This is a genomic window from Curtobacterium sp. C2H10, assembly GCF_025407985.1.
Taxonomy (GTDB): domain Bacteria; phylum Actinomycetota; class Actinomycetes; order Actinomycetales; family Microbacteriaceae; genus Curtobacterium.
Map to the genome: position 1 here is coordinate 29,534 of NZ_JABXGF010000003.1, position 18,848 is coordinate 48,381.

The 18,848-nt window shown below is 71.7% G+C and carries 20 protein-coding genes and 2 pseudogenes; 12 read left to right on the forward strand and 10 right to left on the reverse strand.

Annotated features, from left to right (window positions below; translation table 11 throughout):
• Position 1: 1 nt before the first annotated feature.
• Together HWD93_RS02475 and HWD93_RS02480 are read right to left on the reverse strand one after the other, a co-directional pair.
• Positions 2 to 1,066 carry a YeiH family protein gene (locus HWD93_RS02475; RefSeq protein WP_261645934.1) on the reverse strand — a complete coding sequence of 355 codons (1,065 nt, stop codon included), beginning with the start codon at positions 1,064 to 1,066 and terminating at the stop codon, positions 2 to 4.
• A 63-nt stretch (positions 1,067 to 1,129) separates the two neighbouring features.
• On the reverse strand, positions 1,130 to 1,735 hold the full coding sequence (locus HWD93_RS02480) for an LppP/LprE family lipoprotein (protein ID WP_261645935.1): 606 nt from the start codon (positions 1,733 to 1,735) through the stop codon (positions 1,130 to 1,132).
• 134 nt (positions 1,736 to 1,869) lie between these two features.
• Here HWD93_RS02480 and HWD93_RS02485 point away from each other — a divergent pair, with 134 nt between their 5' ends.
• Together HWD93_RS02485 and HWD93_RS02490 are read left to right on the forward strand one after the other, a co-directional pair.
• On the forward strand, positions 1,870 to 2,220 hold the full coding sequence (locus HWD93_RS02485; RefSeq protein WP_261645936.1) for a hypothetical protein: 351 nt from the start codon (positions 1,870 to 1,872) through the stop codon (positions 2,218 to 2,220).
• A gap of 33 nt (positions 2,221 to 2,253) precedes the next feature.
• A complete protein-coding gene (locus tag HWD93_RS02490) occupies positions 2,254 to 2,898 on the forward strand; it encodes a hypothetical protein (RefSeq protein ID WP_261645937.1) in 645 nt (214 codons plus the stop codon).
• Positions 2,899 to 2,958: 60 nt separating this feature from the next.
• Here HWD93_RS02490 and HWD93_RS02495 read toward each other — a convergent pair whose 3' ends face one another.
• Positions 2,959 to 4,674 (reverse strand): APC family permease, encoded by a 1,716-nt coding sequence (locus HWD93_RS02495; protein ID WP_261645938.1) that lies wholly within the window; start codon positions 4,672 to 4,674, stop codon positions 2,959 to 2,961.
• Positions 4,675 to 4,821: 147 nt separating this feature from the next.
• Between HWD93_RS02495 and HWD93_RS02500 the strand changes: the two genes are divergently transcribed.
• The 3 genes and pseudogenes from HWD93_RS02500 to HWD93_RS02510 all read left to right on the forward strand — a co-directional run.
• Entirely contained in the window at positions 4,822 to 6,159 is a 1,338-nt protein-coding gene (locus tag HWD93_RS02500; RefSeq protein ID WP_261645939.1) for an NAD(P)/FAD-dependent oxidoreductase, read from the forward strand.
• A 57-nt stretch (positions 6,160 to 6,216) separates the two neighbouring features.
• Positions 6,217 to 6,312, forward strand: a pseudogene (locus HWD93_RS02505) (DivIVA domain-containing protein); the annotation flags it as partial.
• Positions 6,313 to 6,357: 45 nt separating this feature from the next.
• A pseudogene (locus tag HWD93_RS02510) lies at positions 6,358 to 6,471 on the forward strand (DivIVA domain-containing protein); the annotation flags it as partial.
• Positions 6,472 to 6,538: 67 nt separating this feature from the next.
• Here HWD93_RS02510 and HWD93_RS02515 read toward each other — a convergent pair.
• Positions 6,539 to 7,405: a LysR family transcriptional regulator gene (locus HWD93_RS02515; protein WP_261645940.1), complete on the reverse strand. Its 867-nt coding sequence runs from the start codon at positions 7,403 to 7,405 to the stop codon at positions 6,539 to 6,541.
• A 95-nt stretch (positions 7,406 to 7,500) separates the two neighbouring features.
• On the opposite strand from HWD93_RS02515, the gene HWD93_RS02520 reads away from it, so the two are divergent.
• Positions 7,501 to 8,223 (forward strand): SDR family NAD(P)-dependent oxidoreductase, encoded by a 723-nt coding sequence (locus HWD93_RS02520; RefSeq protein ID WP_261645941.1) that lies wholly within the window; start codon positions 7,501 to 7,503, stop codon positions 8,221 to 8,223.
• 80 nt (positions 8,224 to 8,303) lie between these two features.
• Here HWD93_RS02520 and HWD93_RS02525 read toward each other — a convergent pair whose 3' ends face one another.
• The 3 genes from HWD93_RS02525 to HWD93_RS02535 all read right to left on the reverse strand — a co-directional run bounded on the left by HWD93_RS02525 (position 8,304) and on the right by HWD93_RS02535 (position 11,751).
• The gene (locus tag HWD93_RS02525) at positions 8,304 to 9,461 is read right to left on the reverse strand and encodes a Gfo/Idh/MocA family protein (protein ID WP_261645942.1); all 1,158 of its coding nucleotides are present in this window, start codon (positions 9,459 to 9,461) and stop codon (positions 8,304 to 8,306) included.
• The gene (locus tag HWD93_RS02530) at positions 9,458 to 10,279 is read right to left on the reverse strand and encodes a sugar phosphate isomerase/epimerase (RefSeq protein WP_261645943.1); all 822 of its coding nucleotides are present in this window, start codon (positions 10,277 to 10,279) and stop codon (positions 9,458 to 9,460) included. Before HWD93_RS02530 ends, HWD93_RS02525 begins: the two co-directional genes overlap by 4 nt.
• 107 nt (positions 10,280 to 10,386) lie before the next feature.
• Positions 10,387 to 11,751, reverse strand: coding sequence for an MFS transporter (locus HWD93_RS02535; protein WP_071295715.1), 1,365 nt, complete (start codon positions 11,749 to 11,751; stop codon positions 10,387 to 10,389).
• Positions 11,752 to 11,910: 159 nt separating this feature from the next.
• On the opposite strand from HWD93_RS02535, the gene HWD93_RS02540 reads away from it, so the two are divergent.
• Entirely contained in the window at positions 11,911 to 12,495 is a 585-nt protein-coding gene (locus HWD93_RS02540) for a TetR/AcrR family transcriptional regulator (RefSeq protein WP_254790859.1), read from the forward strand.
• Positions 12,496 to 12,536: 41 nt separating this feature from the next.
• Here the strand turns inward: HWD93_RS02540 and HWD93_RS02545 are convergent, their stop codons facing one another.
• Together HWD93_RS02545 and HWD93_RS02550 are read right to left on the reverse strand one after the other, a co-directional pair.
• Positions 12,537 to 12,929, reverse strand: coding sequence for a hypothetical protein (locus tag HWD93_RS02545; protein ID WP_261645944.1), 393 nt, complete (start codon positions 12,927 to 12,929; stop codon positions 12,537 to 12,539).
• On the reverse strand, positions 12,926 to 13,093 hold the full coding sequence (locus HWD93_RS02550; RefSeq protein ID WP_175473708.1) for a hypothetical protein: 168 nt from the start codon (positions 13,091 to 13,093) through the stop codon (positions 12,926 to 12,928). The genes HWD93_RS02545 and HWD93_RS02550 overlap by 4 nt, the downstream gene beginning before the upstream one ends.
• Before the next feature lie 143 nt (positions 13,094 to 13,236).
• Between HWD93_RS02550 and HWD93_RS02555 the strand changes: the two genes are divergently transcribed.
• The 3 genes from HWD93_RS02555 (at position 13,237) to HWD93_RS02565 (ending at position 16,093) form a co-directional block, all read left to right on the forward strand.
• Entirely contained in the window at positions 13,237 to 13,923 is a 687-nt protein-coding gene (locus tag HWD93_RS02555; protein ID WP_374115133.1) for a CoA pyrophosphatase, read from the forward strand.
• A gap of 26 nt (positions 13,924 to 13,949) precedes the next feature.
• A complete protein-coding gene (locus HWD93_RS02560) occupies positions 13,950 to 15,578 on the forward strand; it encodes a phospholipase D-like domain-containing protein (RefSeq protein WP_261645945.1) in 1,629 nt (542 codons plus the stop codon).
• 80 nt (positions 15,579 to 15,658) lie between these two features.
• The gene (locus tag HWD93_RS02565) at positions 15,659 to 16,093 is read left to right on the forward strand and encodes a hypothetical protein (protein ID WP_261645946.1); all 435 of its coding nucleotides are present in this window, start codon (positions 15,659 to 15,661) and stop codon (positions 16,091 to 16,093) included.
• Between the two features lie 28 nt (positions 16,094 to 16,121).
• Here the strand turns inward: HWD93_RS02565 and HWD93_RS02570 are convergent, their stop codons facing one another.
• Complete coding sequence (locus tag HWD93_RS02570; RefSeq protein ID WP_261645947.1) at positions 16,122 to 17,888, reverse strand: hypothetical protein; 1,767 nt, start codon at positions 17,886 to 17,888, stop codon at positions 16,122 to 16,124.
• Between the two features lie 262 nt (positions 17,889 to 18,150).
• On the opposite strand from HWD93_RS02570, the gene HWD93_RS02575 reads away from it, so the two are divergent.
• The gene (locus HWD93_RS02575; RefSeq protein ID WP_261645948.1) at positions 18,151 to 18,384 is read left to right on the forward strand and encodes a PLDc N-terminal domain-containing protein; all 234 of its coding nucleotides are present in this window, start codon (positions 18,151 to 18,153) and stop codon (positions 18,382 to 18,384) included.
• A 43-nt stretch (positions 18,385 to 18,427) separates the two neighbouring features.
• On the forward strand, positions 18,428 to 18,844 hold the full coding sequence (locus HWD93_RS02580) for a hypothetical protein (RefSeq protein ID WP_261645949.1): 417 nt from the start codon (positions 18,428 to 18,430) through the stop codon (positions 18,842 to 18,844).
• Positions 18,845 to 18,848 lie beyond the last annotated feature (4 nt).

An 18,848-nucleotide genomic window follows, 5' to 3' on the forward strand; every position in this document is an offset into this window, starting at 1 on the left:
GTCAGAGGAGCCCGAACACCGCCTGCGCGCCGAGGCTCGTCCCCGCCACGAGCACCCACAGCGCGATCCCGAGCAGCATCGGCCGGAACCCCGCCCGCCGGAGCGCGCCGAAGTCCGTCGAGACCCCGATCGCGGCGAGCGCCACCGTGATGAGGAACGTCGCGGCGGTGGAGAACCCCGGGGCCGCTGCGGCCGGCAGGACCCCGAGGGTGCGGAGGAGCACGACCACGAGGAACCCGATCAGGAACCACGGGACCAACCGGAACACGCGGACGCCCCCGGCGCGGCCCGTGTCCACGCCGGACGCGACCTGCTCGCGGGAGGTGCGCCGTGCCTCCAGGCCGGCCAGCCCCACGACGATCGGGATGATCATGAGCGTCCGGACCAGCTTCACGACCACCGCCGTGTCGGTCGCCTGCCGACCGTAGACGGTTGCCGTGGCGACCACCGACGAGGTGTCGTTCACCGCGGTGCCGGCGAAGACGCCGAACGCGTGCTGCGAGAGCCCGAGTGCGTGACCGACCAGGGGGAAGACGAAGACGGCGGCGATGTTGCACAGGAAGATCGTCGACATAGCGTAGGCGACGTCCGCGCTGACCGCGCCGATCACGGGCGTGACGGCCGCGATCGCCGAGGCGCCGCAGATCCCCGTCCCGACGCCGATGAGCGTGCGCAGTGCACTCGAGACCCGGAGCAGCCGACCGATCCCCCACGCTGCGACGAGGCACACGACGAGGGTCGTCAGCATCACGGGCAGCGTCTCGCCGCCGATGCGGAGCACCTCGGCGATCGAGAGCTGGGCGCCGAGCAGGACGACGGCGAACTGCAGGACCCGGCTCGAGGCGAACTTCACGCCGGGCTGCAGAAGACCGAGATCACCGCCCGAGCCCGCACCGGTGCCGTCGTGCTGTCGTCGTCGGCGGACGAGCCACCCGACCAGGGCGCCGAGCACGACCGCGGGGACCGGGCCGCCGACGACCGGGACCTCGCGGCCGACGACGGTGGCGGCGAGCCCGATCGCGAGGGCGAGTGCGACGCCCGGCCAGGCGGTGCGGAGGAACGGCATGGCGTCCAGCATGACAGGCCCACGGCGAACGGCAGCCGGCGTGCGGCGTCGCGGCGTCGCGGCTCAGCCGGCCGGCGGCACCTGCCCCGTCATCACCACGCGCCCGGCAGCGTCGTCCCACCGGAACGTCGCGTCGGCCCGACCGCTCGCGTCCGCAGTCGACTCGTCCGGCTTCGCGTAGCGGTAGGCGACCGCGATCGTCGACGGGTCGGTCCGGCTGATGTCCGGGACGAAGCCGTACTGCTCCTTCGTGGCCGTGCCGAGGTACCGGCCGTCGTGGAAGAGCAGGATCGCGACGGGCGAGCTGCCGGTCGCGAGGTCCAGGCCCACCGTGACCCAGGACAGCGGGGCGCACGCCTCGTACCCGGACGTGTCGGCCCGTGCGGCGTCCCACTTCGCGTCCTCGAGCCCGGCCGGCAGCGGCAGGTCGGCGATCGGCTGGGCGGCGGCATCGGCACCGCTCGACGGGCCGCACGTCGGCGTGGGGGTCGGAGTCGACGTCGGGGTCGGGGTCGGGCTCTCGGCGACCGCAGTCGGCGTGGCGGTCACGGTGCGGGTGGCGGTGGCGGTGGCGGTGGGGCCGGCGGTCGTCCCGCCGCTGCACCCGGTCAGGGCAACGGCCAGGACGGCGGCGAACAGGATCCCCCCGGTGGTGTTCACGGTGCGCATCCGGACAGGTTCCTCCTCGCCCTGCACAGAGTTCTCGGCGTATTCTTGGTTTCGGAAGCAACGACGATTCCGGCCATGCCTCGTCGTGTCGCGTTCCCCGACCTCGACGGGCCCCGACCCGACCAAGAGCCCTCGTGTCTGAACACCTCATCGAGTACGTCGCCCGTGACCGAACGGGCATCACCGCCGTCGTGACGACCACCAGCGTCATCGACGTCGACACCGTGATCAAGCACATCCACGCCGGTCACGGCGGGTACTACGTCGCGGCCGACTCGTGGAAGCGCACGCCGGTTCGGAGCCTGTCGTTCCTCGGCGGCGCGTACCTGTTCGCGAACTGGGACGGCTCGAAGCGGAACATGCTGCACGATCTCGCGCTCCGCGCTCCGACCCGGTCCATCGAGACGAAGCCGGTGGCGCGGCGTCCGCGGTTCTCGCGGGTGATCGACGCGATCCTCGGCCGGCGGCGGTCCCACCGGCGCTGACCGCACCGACCGACGTCCGAGCAGGATGGGGCCGTGCAGGACGTGACGGACGGGTGGGTGCGACGGCTCCGTGACGGGACCGCGCCGCGGCAGTGGCCGATCCACCTGGCTGCGGCGGTCCTGGTGCTGGGTGCACCGGCACTCATCGTCGCGGAGTTCGGCTCGCCGGCCTTCGTCGAGCAGATGGACCGCAGCAGTCGCGTGGGCAGCGTCGTCCTCGTCGAGCTGTTCCTGACCGTCGTCGGCATCGTGATGTCGGTCGGCACCTGGTGGAGCGGACGTCGTGACCGAAGGACACTCGCCCGCATCCGCGCGGGCGGTCGCGAACCCGCGTTCTTCCTGCCCGTGCTGACGAAGGGCATCCGGACCTCCGAGGACCTCCCGCGTCCCCGTCCCGAGGTGTGGACGCTCGATCGTGCCGGCATGCACGGATGGGCGCCGGACCGGGAGGCGCCGGTGATCGATCTGCCCTGGTCGCGGATCCGGACGATCGACCTCGCGACGAAGGACGCACGCGGCTCCCGCGTGGACTACGCGCTCTGGTTCGACCTCGTCGGTGGAGGCGAGCTCGTCCTGCCGCCGCGGACGGCCCTCGGCCGCCCGTTCGAGGTGGGACCCGGCGGTCTGGAGACGCTCCTGCCGGTGCTGCGGTCGCTGCGGCGCGAGCTGGTGGACTGACGGACGGGAGGCACGGTGCGGGCCCGCCCCGCGCCTCCCGTCCGCCGCCGGTGCGCGAGATCAGTCGTCGTCGCGGCGACGCGACCGCGTCCGCCGGAACCGCTTGCCGGTCTCCTCGTCGACCGCGATGCTGCCCGTCGGCAGGTTCGAGAAGTCGGGCGCGATGACGGTCGACTCCGGGACGCCACCCGGGCCGTCGAGGACGAGGATGTTGCTCGTGCTCGTGAGCGTCCGTCCCCGGAAGAAGTCCGGGGACCGCACCCACCAGACGACCATCAGCACGACACCGATGAGGATCGCGCCGACACCCACCACGGCGACCGCTCCGATGCCGAGGATCGTGACGTCCTTCCCGTCGTCGCCCTGCAGCCAGTCGGGTTGGGCGAACTGCACGAGTCCGTAGACGAACGTCACCGCGAGCGTCAGGCCGCCGAGCAACGGGACGAGCCCCCGCATGACGAAGTTCCGCACGGTGTTGAAGAGCGTCCGTCGGTAGACCCAGACGCACGCGAAGCCGGTCAGCCCGTAGTAGAAGGCGATCATCAGGCCGACGGAACCGATCAGGGCGGTGAGCAGGTTCGTCGAGATGACGGTGAACAGCACGTAGAAGCCGATCGACGCGATGCCCATCCCGATGGTCGACCAGGTCGGCGTGAGGAAGCGCCGGTGGATCCGGGCGAAGTGCGACGGCAGGGCCTTGTAGACCGCCATCGAGAGCGATGTCCGTGCGGTCGGCATGATCGTGGTCTGCGTCGAGGCGGACGCCGAGGTGAGGATCGAGAACGACAGCAGGGCCATCGCCGCGTGCCCGAGGAACGAGTTGCCGAAGAGCGCCGGGCCGATCGCCGAGAACACGTCGTCCGCGTTGCCCTGCGCCCCGAGGCCGATGCCCTTCGTCCCGACGCCGGCGAACGCGATCGCCGCGATCGACACGAGGGCGTAGATGACGAGGAGCAGGACCGTGCTGATGACGGCTGCGCGACCGGGGGTCTTCTCGGGGTCCTTCGTCTCCTCGTTGAGCGAGACGGCGGTGTCCCAGCCCCAGTAGATGAAGATCGCCGTGAGCATGGCGGGGGCGATGACCGAGCCGAAGTCCATGCCGCTCGGCCACAGCCACGACAGCGACGGTGTGATCGAGCCCTCGACGCCGTTGCCGGTGCCGACCCGCACGAGCGCGACGGCAGCGAACATCACGAGCACGAGCACCTCGATGCCGAGCAGGACGTACTGCAGCCGGGCCGACACCTCGACGCCGACGTAGCAGATGAAGGTCATCACGGCGATCCAGGCCACACCGGCGACGGTCGACCAGAGCGTGCTGTTCCCGAGGGCGCTGATCGCCGGGTCGTTCGTGAGGACGCCGACGAAGGAGTACCCGTACGAGCCGGCGATCTGGGCGAGGTTCGCCATCACGATGACGTCCGCGGCGATGATCCCCCACCCGCCGAGCCACCCCGTCACGGAACCGAACGCCCGGGTCGCCCAGGTGAACGTCGTGCCGCAGTCGGGGTCCTCGCGGTTGAGCTCCTGGTAGGCCACCGCGATCATCCACATCGGTATGAACGCGAGCAGCATGATCGCCGGGGCCTTCACCCCGGCGAGGAGCGCTCCCCCACTGGCCACGACCAACCCGAGGCTCGCGGCCAGGCTGTAGGCGGGCGCGGTGGACGAGATGCCCATGACGACGCTGCCGACCAGACCGATGGCCCCCGGTCGCAGTCCCTTCTCCGTGCCGACGGTCTCGGTCGACACCGTCACGACCCGTTCGTCTCGCATGACCACCACGCTCTCTCGATGGCGAGCGACGGAAACCGTCGCCGTCGCTCCACGACTCTGTGGATACGAGCACTGAAACTAGACCCCAGCAACGATTTCCGCACCTGGCTGTGTCAATCTTGATCCAGTCCCGAGAGGAGCACCAGCATGGAGGACGCCGACGTCGTCGTGATCGGTGCGGGCGTGGCGGGGCTCGCGGCCGCACGGGTGCTCGCCGGGGCCGGGCGCCGGGTCGTCGTGCTCGAGGCCCGGGACCGGATCGGCGGTCGGGTCCACACCGACCGGACCGACGGGCGCGTGACGGACCTCGGCGCCTCGTGGATCCACGGCGTCGAGGACAACGCCGTGGCCGACGCCGTCGCCGCGTTCGGCATCCGCACGGTCGAGTTCACCGTCGGCGGGTACCAGGTCGACAGCCGGCCGATCGCGTACCACGGGCCCGACGGTCGTCAGCTCGAGGCCGGTGCAGCCGCCCGGTTCGCCGACGACGTGCGCACGGTCGACCGCGCCCTGGCCGACGAGGTCGAGCGATCGGCGCCGCTCGACAGCTACCGCGACGTGGTCGCCCGGGCCGTCGCGGCGCAGCGCTGGGACGCCGAGCGGGCGGAACGGGTCAGCGAGCACCTCGAGCACCGGAGCGAGGAGCAGTACGGGGTCGCGAGCGACGAGCTCGCCGCGCACGGGCTCGACGACGACACGATCGCGGGCGACGAGGTGGTGTTCCCGGACGGCTACGACGCCCTGCCCGCACGCCTCGCCGCGGGGCTCGACGTCCGGCTCGGGCACGTCGTCGAGCGCATCGACCACGGGGACGGCGGGGTGGTGGTCACGAGCAGCCGCGGCCCGTTCCACGCCGAGGCCGTCGTCGTCACGGTGCCCGTCGGGGTGCTGCAGGCCGGCGACCTCGTGATCGAGCCACCGCTGCCCGCACGGCACCGGCAGGCACTCGGACGGCTGCGGATGAACGCCTTCGAGAAGGTCGTCCTGCGGTTCCCGGAGCGCTTCTGGGACGCCGACGTCTACGCGGTCCGGCAGCTCGGTCCGGCCGGACGGTGGTGGCACTCCTGGTACGACCTGACGCGGCTCGACGGGGTGCCGACGCTGCTCACCTTCGCGGCCGGTCCGGCAGCGCGGGCGATCCGGGGCTGGAGCGAGGAGCGGGTCGCGGACTCGGTGCTCGAGCAGCTCCGGCGACTGTACGGCGACGCCGTGGGGACGCCGACGTCGGTGCTCGTGACGGCGTGGCAGGACGACCCGTTCGCCCGGGGCTCGTACGCGCACATGCTGCCGGGGTCGACGACGAGCGACCACGACGACCTCGCAGTGCCGATCGCGGGGCGCGTGCACCTGGCGGGCGAGGCGACGTGGACCGACGACCCGGCGACCGTGGCCGGCGCGCTGTACTCGGGGCACCGTGCGGCGGTCGCGGTGCTCGGCCACGAGGTGCCGATCGACCGGGTCTGGACGGGCACACCCGCCGCGTGACCTGTGCGAGGATCGTCGAACACGCCGGCACGAGGGGTCCGGCACGAGGGGGAGAGCATGCTCGCGAGCGATGTGGCGAACGCGAAGTTCGCACCGACGAAGTGGCGCGAAGGGTACGACCAGCGCGAGGTCGACGACTTCCTCGACCGGGTCCGGGCGACCCTGGCCGGGTACGAGGCCGGACGTCCGGTCGACCCGCTGACGCCCGAGGACGTCACCCTGGCGCGTTTCCAGCCGACCAAGTTCCGCGAGGGCTACCGCCAGGACGAGGTCGACGACTTCCTCGACCGCGTGGTGGTCGCGCTGCGGCAGCACACCACCCGCCGCTGACCGGACCCGTCAGGCGCTGACCGGACCCGTCAGGCGCTGACCGGCCCGGTCAGGCGCTGACCGCGCCCGCGGCCTCCCCGATCCGCAGCCCGGTCGCCACGAGCCCCGCGACCGCCGGCGTCTCCCGCCCGACCGGCCACCCGAGCACCGTCGTCGCGAGGGGCGCGTCGAGCACCGGTACCGCGACGTGCTCGGGCCACTGCCAGGCGCGGCTCGAGCGCGGGATCACGAGCAGCGTCCGACCGAGCGCGACGAGCTGCGCCAGCTGCGACTGCGAGTGCACCTCCGGCCCCGGTCCCGGCGGGTAGGTCCAGTCGGCGAGCGGCCACCGCGCCATCGGCAGGTCGGGGACCGACGACACCTCGGCCATCGTGAGGGACCGGCGGTCGGCGAGCGGGTGGGACGCGGGGACGATCGCGACCTGCGGCTCGGAGTACAGGTCGACCGACTCGATCCCGGCGAAGTCGTCGAACGGCCGGTGCATCACCGCCACGTCCGCCGTGCCGTCGAGGAGGAGTCCCGCCTGCTCACCGATCTCGCAGAGCACCACGTCGACCGGCACGTCCTCGGGGGCCGCGTCGAGCAGGGCCTGCAGGAACTCGTGCGACGACCCGGCCTTCGTCGCGAGGACGAGCCGCTGCTCCGGTGCCCCCGCGCGTCGGGTCCGCCGGACGGCAGCGCGCACGGCGTCGAGGGCGGCCGGGGCTTCGCGCAGGAGCGCCGACCCCGCGTCGGTGAGGGTCACGCCGCGACGGTCACGGTCGAAGAGCCGGACGCCGATCCGCTCCTCGAGCTGCCGGATCGCCCGCGACAACGGCGGCTGCGCCATCCCGAGCCGGAGCGCCGCGCGGCCGAAGTGCAGTTCCTCGGCGACGGCGACGAAGTACCGGAGCTCGCGCGTCTCGACATCGTCCACGACCGGCAGCCTACGCCGACCGATACCCGGCGAGTATCACCACCCACCCGATCGGTGTTGGACGCGGGAACCACCCCGGACGGACGATCGAGCACATGGACGACAAGACGACCGCGCTGGTGACCGGCGCGAACAAGGGCATCGGGTACGCGATCGCCGAGCAGCTGGGTGCGACGGGGATGCGCGTGCTCGTCGGCGCTCGGAGCGACACCGGTCGCGAGGAAGCGGTGGAACGACTGCGGGCGAGCGGGGTCGATGCCCACGGGGTCCGGATCGACGTGACGAGCGACGAGAGCGTGGCAGCCGCCGCGGCAGAGGTCGAGGAGCGCTTCGGCCGACTCGACGTCCTCGTGAACAACGCCGGGATCTCTGGACCGTTCGACCCGGTGACGTGGACGCAGGACCCGACGACGCTCGACCTCGACGTCGTCCGGCAGGTCGTCGACGTCAACGTCTACGGCGTCGTCCGCGTGACGAACGCGATGCTGCCGCTGCTGCGCCGCTCCCCCGCGCCGCGCATCGTGAACGCGTCGAGCAGCATGGGCTCCCTCGGCCGCCAGCCGGGTCCGGTGATGGCCGCGTACGCCCCGTCGAAGACGTTCCTCAACGGGATCACGACCCAGTACGCGAGGGCGTTCGCGGACACCCCGGTCATCGTCAACGCTGCATGCCCGGGGCTCGTCGCGACGGACTTCAACGGCTTCAGCGGCGACCGCACGGCCGCGCAGGGCGCGGCGACCGCGGTGCGGCTCGCGACGCTGCCGGACGACGGCCCGCGCGGTGGCTTCTTCGAGGACGCGGGCGTCGTCCCCTGGTGACCACGGACACGACGGGAGGCCCTGCGCACGTTCCGCACGCGGCGGACGTGAGCAGGGCCTCCTGTCTGGTGCCCCGGTCGTCAGACCGCAGCCGGCGCCGCCTCCAGCGTGGCAGCGAACGGGTCGAAGTCCTCAGGCAGGGACGCGATCGCCCCCACGGTGGACTCGACCTCGACGAACGACCGCCGCTCGATGGACTCCTCCACCGAGACCATCGCGTCGAGCACGTGGTACCCGACGGCGCCGGTCGCGGTGTGCGCACCGCCGCCGCGGATGGCCCGTGCCATGTCGAGCACGCCGAGACCTCGGCCGACCGTCGGCTCCTCGTCGAGGAGCGTCTCCCACTCCTGTTCGAACGGCCACGAGGCACCGACGGGGATCGGTCGGGCGATCCGGATCGGGTGCCCGCCGCCGAAGGTGTTCGGGTCGGGCAGGACGATCGTGCCCTCGGTGCCGTTGACCTCGAAGACGCCGTGCCGGAACAGCGGGGTGTCGAACGACAGCAGCGACTGCGCGTTGCCACCCTGCTCGAACGACGACAGGACGGACACGTGGGTGGGCACCTCGACGGGGAACGACTGGCCCGCGTTCGGCCCGACGACCAGCTCCCGAGTCTCGCGGGACCGCGACCCGGTCGCGACGACGGAGTCGATCGGCCCGAGCAGGTGCACGAGCGCCGTGAAGTAGTACGGGCCGATGTCGAACAGCGGGCCGGCGCCCTTGGCGTAGAGGAACGACGCGTTCGGGTGGAACACGTCCGGCCCCTGCCACTGCATGCTCGTGACCGCGGTGAGCGGCGTGCCGATCGCGCCAGCCTCGATCGCCCGCTTGGCGGTCTGCCACCCCGGGCCGAGCACGGTGTCGGGCGCGATGCCGAGCTTGAGCCCGAGCTCGTCGGCGAGGGCGACCAGGCCCGCAGCGGACTCTCGGTCGACCCCGATCGGCTTCTCGCTCCACACGTGCTTGCCCGCGCGGAGGGCGTCCGTGGACACCGCCACGTGCGTGGCCGGGAGCGTGAGGTTGATGACGATCTCGACGTCGGGGTCGGCGAGGACCGACGCTCCGTCGCCGGAGGCCGCGACGCCCCACTTCTGCGCGGACGCCGCCGCCCGTTCCGTGTCGATGTCGCCGATCCGGACGACCTCGACGTCGGGGAAGGTCGTGAGGTTCGCCAGGTACTGCTCGCTGATCATGCCGGCGCCGATGAAGCCGATGCCGACCTTGCCCGTGCGGGTCATGCGGACACCGCCGATCCGCTCGGTGCGAGCTGCGCGGCGAGCCACTCGTACGACTGGGCGACCCCGTCGAAGACGTCCCCCGCGAACCCGTCGAACTCGATCACGGCGTACTCGAGGGCCGTCGCGGCACGCAGCGCCTCGGCGAGCCGGACGTCGCCCTGGCCGGCCGGGGTCTGGTCGGTGGGGATCGTCGCGGTGGAGATGTCGTCGCGCATGGGGCCGTCCTTGACGTGCACGGCGACGATGCGGTCACCGAGCTCCTCGATGAACGGCACGAGGTCGATGCCCGCGGCGGAGGCCCAGTACAGGTCGAGCTCGAGCACCACGCCCGGGTCGAGCAGCGAGGCGAGCACCTGCAGTGCGGGCTGGCCGTCGATCTGCGGTCGGAGCTCGTGGTCGTGGTTGTGGTAGCCGACCCGGAGGCCGTGCTCGGCCGCCTCGGCAGCGGCGGCGTTGAGTCGGGCCGCGACCCGCTCGACGCCCTCGCGGGTGGTCCAGTGGTCGGGGCCGACGAACGGGTCGATGACGATCTCGAGGCCGAGCTCCTTCGCCGCGGCGAAGGTGTCGGCGTGCGACGGAGCGGTCATCACGCTGCCGTCGGGCAGCGGGATGGTCTCCTCGACGAGGAAGGCGTGGCCGGTCTTCGCGGTGATGCCGTGGGCGTCGAACGCTTCCTTGAGCTGCGCTGCTCGGTCGACGAACGCGAACGCCTCGACGGTGTCGAAGCCGATGTCGGCGAGGCGGCGGACGCCGCCGTCGAGGTCGGGCTCCAGCGCGGCGTTCACCGTGTAGAGCTGCAGGGAGATGGCGGGTGCCATGACGGGTCCTTTCAGGGAGGCTTGCGGTGTGTGCGGTGACCGCCTGGAGGCGCGACTCGCCTTCGCGAGTCGGGTCGCGCCTCCAGGACCGTGCGCTGGTGCGCCGTCTACCGGACCGACTTGATGGGGAAGATCACGAGTGCGCCGAGGATCACCGCGACACCCGCGCCCCAGAGCATGAGCGTGTAGTTCTGACCGCCCCCGACGCCGAGGAGGAAGAGGCCGACGGCCGGGGCGAGCGACTGCGGCAGCGCGTTCGCGATGTTGATCACGCCGAGGTCCTTGCCGGGGCGCTCCGGGTCGGGCAGCACGTCGACGATGAGGGCGGTGTCGATGGCGGAGTAGATGCCGAAGGCGAAGCCCATCACGATCTCGGCGAAGTAGAACCCGCCGACCGTGTCGACGTGCGCCAGGATCACCAGGCCGACGGCGGTGAGGGCCGTGGAGCTCCACACGAAGACCTTGCGGCGGCCGACGCGGTCGGACACCCACCCGGAGAGCGCGGCGCTGACCAGCAGGGCGACGGTGTAGAGGAGCACACCGAACGCGACGATGCCGACGGCCTCCTTCTGCGGGAGGCCGATCCGGTCCTCCATGTACAGCAGGCGGTAGGTCGTGAACATGAACGTGCCGAAGGTGATGAGGAAGCGCCCCCACCAGGCGAGCCCGAAGTCGCGGTGCTTGATCGGGTTGGTCCAGAACGAGCTGATCAGGTTGACCCAGCTGAACGGCTTGATCGGCGTCGTGGGCAGTTCGTCGCGGGCCACGAACGAGTAGACGAGGATCGCGATGATCGCGATGATGCCCGGGACGATGAAGAGCATCGGCAGGTTGCCGACCAGGTAGACGGCCAGGTACAGACCGGCGAGGATCGCGGTGTTCTGCGCGAGCGCGATGACGCTCGAGGCCTTGCCGCGCTGGAACTCCGGCACGTTGTCGGCGAAGCTCGCGGTCAGGGTGGCGAGGACCGCGTTGGCGGTGACCTGCGCGAGGACCCACGCCAGGGTGAGCTGCAGGACGTTCGGCGAGAACGCGAGCCAGGCGAGCGCACCGACGAAGACGATGACGCCGCCGACCATCCACGGTCGACGACGACCCCAGCGGGTGCGGGTGCGGTCCGAGATCGCGCCGAAGAGCGGGTTCGCGAGCAGGGCACCGATCGCGCCGAACGGCAGGACCGAACCGACGATCGTCTCGGGGTTCGACGGGTTGAGCTCGGTCGCCTTGATCGACATGCTCACGAAGACCGGCGTGAGCAGGGCGACGAAGAGGCCGAACTGGGCGAAGCTGAGGCCCCAGAGGTAGCCGCGGCCGACCCGCATCGTGCTGACGGACTGCGTGATGCCCTCGACCGAGAACGCTCGGGACGCTGCGGCGTCCGTGGCGGTGGCGCCGGCGGCTGCGGTGACCGCGGGGGATGCGGTTCCGGCGATGCCGCGTGTGGGTTCTTCCTTCGACGTCGGTGTCGACATGACTCCTCCTCGAGTCATAGGGGGCTTCGGGGCCCGCTGAATCCCTAGTGCTACTAGGTGATCGGGACAGTAGCACTCAAAACCTCCGACCGGAAGTTTTTGTTTCGGTACTTTGCGCGAGCACTTCGGCGGCTCATCGCTGCCGGTAGGTTGGTCCGGGTGACCTCCAACGATGGAACCGGCAGCCGCGGGCCGTACGCCAAGGGCGTGCAGCGCCGGCAGGAGATCCTCGACCAGACGCTCGAGGTCGTCGCCTCCCGCGGCATCGACGGGACCTCGCTCCGGGCCATCGGCGAGGCGATCGGCATCTCGCACGCCGCACTCCGGCACTACTTCTCGTCGCGCGAGGCCCTGCTCGTCGAGGTGCTGCGGGAGCGTGACGACGCGTCGAACCGGGCGTTGGGCGACACCGGCGGCGTGTTCCCCCGGCTCGAGTTCGTCGCCCACCGGAACGTCAGCGAGCCGGCCCTGGTGACGCTCTACACGACGCTGCTCGGCGCCTCGGTGGAGGCGGGGAACGAGACCGCGCGGTCGTACTTCGCGGCGCGGTTCGCCACGGCGCGCGCTGATCTGGCGCAGCAACTGCGCGACGAGCTCGTCGCCACCGGTCGGCACAGCGATGCGGACCTCGACCAGGTCGCGTCGCTCATCATCGCGGCGTTCGACGGGTTGCAGGTGCAGTGGTTGCTCGACCGCGACGTGGACATCGCAGGGACGCTGCGGTTGTTGGAGCGGGTGCTCTAGCCTCCGAGCTCACAGTCCGGTGCAGCCCGCGCCTCGGGCCGTCAGTCGAGTCTGACCCCGGCGACACCGCTCCCCCGGCACTGCAGGGGTGCGCCGAAGCCGTAGTCCGTCCAGGCCAGCTCAACGCCGCGCTCGTCGAGCCGCGCACCGTCGGCGCCGAAGAGCGCCACACGGCCGCGTTCGTCTTGCGTCTGCTCGACCGGGACCGTCCAGGTCGCGCCGTCGACCTCGGACGTCGCCGACTCCTGCTCGGGCGTGCAGTCGGTCCCGATGCACACCGCGACCGACTCGACGGCGTCCGCGAGGTGCTCGGGCACGACGACGTTCACCGTGTTGCCCTGCCCGTAGTCGGCGCAGGCGGACCCGGGCGACGAGCACCCGGCGAGCGCCAGGGCCAGCCCGACCCCGATCGTGGCGGTGACGAGTGTCCTCACTCCGTGCCGTCGTCCTCCTCGGGGTTGAAGTGCGAGTCGTCGCCCACGTGTCCGGCGGCGAGACCGTCGGGCTCGTTGGGGATCGTGCCGTCCTCGCCGAGGCCGTCCGGCTTCGGGGTGCCCTCGGGGTCGTTCTTCGGTGCGGTGCCGTCGGTGTCGCTCATGGTCTGCTCCCGTGCAGTGTCGGTTCGGGACCGCCGTGGTCCCGGTGGTGCTGACTCGGAACGTACGGGTCGTGCCTCGGAGATCCCCCGGGGGCGCACCTTCCGGATGTTCCGCCTCGGAGCGCAGCACCTAGGCTGACGACGTGAACTCGGCGCGCCAGCAGCTCTCCGCGCTCGTCGGTCCCGGTGCCGCCCCGCTCGTCACGGGCATGCCGGTGGCCAGCGCCTCCCGCAACGCGGCCGTCCTCATCCTGTTCGGCGAACTCGACGACGTCCCGAGCGACCGCCCCGCCGCCGGCACCGACGTCTCGCGGGACCTCGACGTCCTGCTGCTCGCACGGGCCACCACGCTCCGCGCCCACCCCGGCGAGATCGCGTTCCCCGGCGGCCGGGTCGACCCCGGTGACACGGACGCGACCGCCGCGGCACTCCGTGAAGCCCGCGAGGAGACCGGCATCGACACCGCGGGCGTGGACGTCCTCGGCACGATCGCCCCGGTGCCGCTCGCGTTCTCGCGACACCTCGTCACGCCGGTGCTCGGGTGGTGGCGCGAGCCCTCGCCCGTCCGGGTCGTCGACCAGGCCGAGTCCGCCGCGGTGTTCCGGGCGCCGGTGGCCGACCTGCTCGACCCCGCCCGCCGCGGCGTGACGGTGATCCGCCGCGGCGGCCAGGAGTGGCGTGGCCCGGCGTTCACGATCGACTCCGGCCCCGAGCAGCACGTCGTCTGGGGCTTCACCGCGATGCTCCTCGACGCCCTGTTCGACCGCCTCGGCTGGGCCGAGCCGTGGAACGACCGCCACGAGATCCCCCTGCCGGGCTCGCGCCCCTGAACGGCGCCGTCCCGTACTGTTCGACTGTGCGTACCGGTCCAGCTGATTGGTTCCTCTCCCGCGACGAGCGAGGCAACCTCGCCACCGGCGTGCACGCGGGACACCCCGACGACGACACGGACCGGAACCGGCCCGACGCCGAGGGGGACACCGGCGCCGATGCGGCACCGTGGTCGGAGGGCAACCACGTCCGGCCGCTCGTGCACGGCGCCGCCTACTTCGACCGCATCCACGCGGAACTGACCGCACTCCGCCCCGGCGACCGCGTGTGGTTCACCGACTGGCGCGGCGACGCCGACGAGCGGTTGCTGCCGGACGGCCCGACGATCGGGGACCTGCTGGCGGACCGCGCACGAGCGGGCATCGAGGTGCGCGGGCTCATCTGGCGGTCCCACGGCGAGCGCGTCTCGGCGTCGATCAGCGCCCGGTCGAACGAGCTGCTCGGCCGGAAGATCAACGACGCCGGCGGCCAGGTGCTGCTCGACCAGCGCGTCCGGGTGTTCGGCTCGCACCACCAGAAGTTCTTCGTCATCCAGCACCGCGACGACCCCTCGCGCGACGTCGCTTTCGTCGGCGGGATCGACCTCTGCCACAGCCGTCGCGACGACGCCGCGCACGAGGGCGATCCGCAGCCCGTCTCGATCGACGCCCGCTACGGGGAGCGCCCGGCCTGGCACGACGCGTCGATGGAGCTCCGCGGGCCGGTCGTCGCGGACGTGCTCGCCGTGTTCGCCGAGCGCTGGGACGACCCGCTCCCCCTCGACCGCAGCCTGCCGTACCGGATGCTGCTGCAACGCCTCGTCCACATGCCGCGCCGCCCCGAGCCGCTGCCCGAACGCACGGCGCCACCACCACCGGCCGGGCACCACGCCGTGCAGCTCCTCCGCACGTACGGGGTGAAGCGCCCGCCGTTCCCGTTCGCGCCCCTGGGTGAGCGGAGCATCGCCCGCGCGTACGGCAAGGCCTTCGCCCGAGCGCGATCGCTGCTCTACATCGAGGACCAGTACCTCTGGTCCCGCGAGGTCGCGACCGGCATCGCCGAGGCCCTCGAACGCAACCGGGACCTCCGTGTCGTCGTCCTCGTGCCGCGGTACCCGAACTCGGACGGGCCGTTGGGCGGTCCCCCGAGCCGGTTCGGCCAGATCGAGGCGCTCCGGACGCTCCGTCGCACCGCACCCGACCGTGTCGGCGCCTTCGACCTCGAGCACGAGGACGGCCGCCCGATCTACATCCACGCCAAGGTCTGCATCGTCGACGACGAGTGGTTCACGATCGGCTCGGACAACTTCAACCGCCGCTCGTGGACGTCCGACAGCGAACTCACGTGCGCCGTCGTGGACACCTCGGACGACGACCGGTCCCTCGCCCGGGACCTCCGCCACGAGCTCTGGGCGGAGCACCTCGCGACGACGCCCGACGACGAACGGTTCACCGGGTCCGGCGCGGACCTGCTCGCCCTCTGGCGGTCCACGGCACGTGCGCTCGACCACTGGCACGAGGACGGGCAGCCCGGCCCGCGACCCCCTGGGCGCATCCGCCAGCACGAGCCGGAGGCGGTCTCCGCGCTGCAGCATCTGTGGGCGCGTCCCGCCGCGCGCCTCGCCGTGGACCCCGACGGCCGGCCGCGCCGGTTGCGCGGCTCGACCCGCTTCTGACGGGAGGCGCGGTGCGGGCCCGACCCGCGCCTCCCGTCCGCCGTCCACTCGCGTCCACCGCCCCCGCCTACGCTGGGTGCATGGGGGCACGCGAGGACTGGTGGGACGATCCCGGCGACGACCTGGTGCTGCACCCGCCGCGAGCCGAGCAGGCGCCGCCACCCCGCGACCCCGGCTCGGTCGACCTCGTCGCCACCGTCCTGCTCCTCGGCGCGGCCGTCCTGGTGAGCCCGGCGGCGTGGTTCGTCGTCCTCATCGGCCAGCTCGCGTTCGCCGGGTGCGCGCAACCGTCACCGGGGTGCAGCAGTGCTGACGACCCCGGTGCGGCCGTGCGCAACTGGCACCTCGTCCTCACGCTCGTCGTCCTCGTCGCGGGGATCGTCGTTTCGGTCGCGCGCCGTGCCCGACGCCGGACGGGGTGGCCCGTCGCACTCGCGACACTGGTCGGCGTGCTGGTGGTCTTCGCCGGAGCCCTCGTCGCGATCCAGGTCGCCAGCGGGGGCAACCTGTTCTAGCCACCCTCGGCCGGGGACCCGCTCGGGATCAGTTGTAGGACGCCAGCCGGTTGGGGGAGGTGTTCCCCGCCGGCGTCGGCACCGCTCCCCCGACCCCGTTGATCACACTCGAGATCGTGCCCGTGTCACCGAGGGACACCGTGACGAGCCCGTGCGCACGGACGCCGGCGGCCTGCGGGACCTCGAACGCTCGGTCGGCGTGCACCGCGGGGTTCGTGTTGAAGAAGCAGTAGACACCGCCGCCCCAGATCTCGTGGCTCGTGACGTTCGCGGCGACCTTGTAGGCGGCGTAGCCGGCACCGGTCGGGCTCTGCCACGACGCGTTGTCCGGCACGTCGTACGGCATCTCGTTCTGGAAGAAGATCGTCCGTCCGTTGTTGCCGTTCCACTGCACTTCGTACTTCTGGTAGTGCTCGACGAACAGACCGGTCGCGAGGACGTCGTTGCCGTTCACCTCGACGCCGGTCGCGCCGGTGTTGACCGTCCACCCGGTGGCCGCTCCGCCGTGGTCGGCGCGCCAGGCCCAGATGTGGTCGACCAGGGTGTCGTCCGCGTTGACCTGGAGGGTCGTCGTCGCCTTGCCCTGGATGCTCGAACCGACGCGGAAGAACACGTCCTGGATGCTCTGCGGGTCGGCGGCGTGGTCGACGTGCGAGCCGCTCGTGCCGAGTCGGACCAGCTGGGCGCTGTTCTGCGAACCGGCGTCGACGACGAGGTTCGAGACGTTCACGCCGGCGACGTCGGTCGAGGTGAGCACCGCGTTGCCCTGCGTCGGCACGAGCGTCGGGAAGCCGATCCCGGTGACGACCGTGTCGGGACGGGTGACCGCGATGGGAGCGTTCAGCTGGTAGGTGCCCGGTGTGAAGAACAGGTTGAGGCCCTGCGACAGCGCACTGTTGATCGTCGCCGCCGAGTCACCCGGGTGGGCGACGTAGAAGTTGCGCATCGGGATGTCCGTGCCGGCGGTGTTCGGCCAGGTCACGCCCGACGAGTTCTGCCGGAGCGAGGGGACGAACACGTGGTACTTGTCCGACGAGTCGACGTACAGGTACGGCTTCTCGCGGGTCGTCGGCGTGGTGGACAGGGTCGTGTAGCTCTTCGAGAAGTCGTTCGCGGGAGCGCCCTGCACGCCCGAGAACGTCATGTTCCAGTTGCCGCCCTGCCAGGACCCGATCGACGAGTTGCGGGTGTACCACTGCTGCTGCGAGCCGGAGGTCACCGTCCCGTCGACCTTCGTGTCCGCGATGTACCCGCCGGAGGAGTACCCCTGGCCGCCGTCCTGGTTCGAGGGCCCCATCGTGAGGTTCCCCTTGATGTGGACCCGCCGCATCGGGGCGGCCTGGGACACCGCCCAACGGTCGGTGCCGCCCTCGGGGACGATCGCCACGTTCTCGACCGACCGCCAGAAGTTCTGCGTCGCGTTCTTCTCGTCACCGGCGTTCCACCCGGAGTCGACGTTCACGGCGCCGTTGATGGTCACGTCGTCGGGGTTCTTCCCCAGGCCGGCGACCGTCGTGTAGAAGCCGAGGTTGGCCCACACCCGTCCGTAGCTCCCGGGCTTGAACAGGAAGGCGGAGCGCTGCGTCCCGAACTGCGCGGTCGTGCTCCGGAGCTGTGCGTTGAACGCGGCGTCGACGTCGGCCTGGATCGTCGAGGTCGGCGTCGAGGGGCTGTAGATCTTGACGTTGCTCCCGAAGTCCGGGGTGTCGCTCGTCGTGACCGCCTGGGCGGCGACCGCAGGCAGCAGTGCCCCCACGACACCGGCGCTCAGCGCGATCGCGACGAGGTGCTTCATCCGTCGTTGCATGATGCTCGATTCGTCATCGTGCGGCGTCGTTGCCGCACGCAACAGACGGTAGACCCGACCGTGCCCGGGAGCAGTCCGACGATCGGAGGACCAGGACGTGCCCCGGACAGCCCAGCGTGCGCGTTCGTGCTCGGCCCGCCCGGCGAGCAGCGATGTCAACCGCTGGACTGACGAACCACCCGCCGCGCCCTCCTATCGTTGGACAGCCGCGAAGCGCATCCCTGCGCGCGGCGGACGAGGGGAGAACGACGTGCTCGAGAACCTGGGCGGCGCACACGTGCTGGTCCTGCTGGTCGTGCTGGCGCTGGACGCACTGGCGCTGGTGCAGGTGTGGCGGGACCGACGTCGGAGCGACCTCGTGAAGATCGTCTGGACCGTCGTGATCGTCGCGGTGCCGGTCATCGGCGTGGTCGGGTGGGCCGTGAACTGGCTCCTCGGGCGTGCGGCCGACCGGTTGAACCGGACGAGCGGTCCGAGCGCCTGACGCGCAGCGTGGTCGAGACGACAGGACCCGGCGGTGTGTCCGGGTGCTGAGCGAGCGACATGCCGAACTGATCGCCGAACTCGAAGCGGCGGCGTCGGACGAGTGGGGTCCGCGGGCACTCCTCGCCTGCCTGCGGAAGCTCCGCGACGGCGGCCCGACCGAAGCGGAGTCCGTGGTCGTCCACGATGCCTGGGCGACCGAGGACGGCTTCCGCGTGGTCTACGACGCTCCGTGGGGCGGCCCGCGCGTCGGCATCGTCCGCGAGCGCTCGACGACGATCGACTGGCTGGACGCCTACACGACCGGCGACGAAGCCACACCCGAGGAATTCGGCTGGGAAGTCGCCGATTTCAACATCGGCGAGCCGCTCGGCCGGTGGCTCGACCACCTCGACGTGGACGCCGACGGCCTCGGCTGGTGGGGCCACGTCCCGATGCGCCGCGCGGGGCGGCGGCGCTGACCCA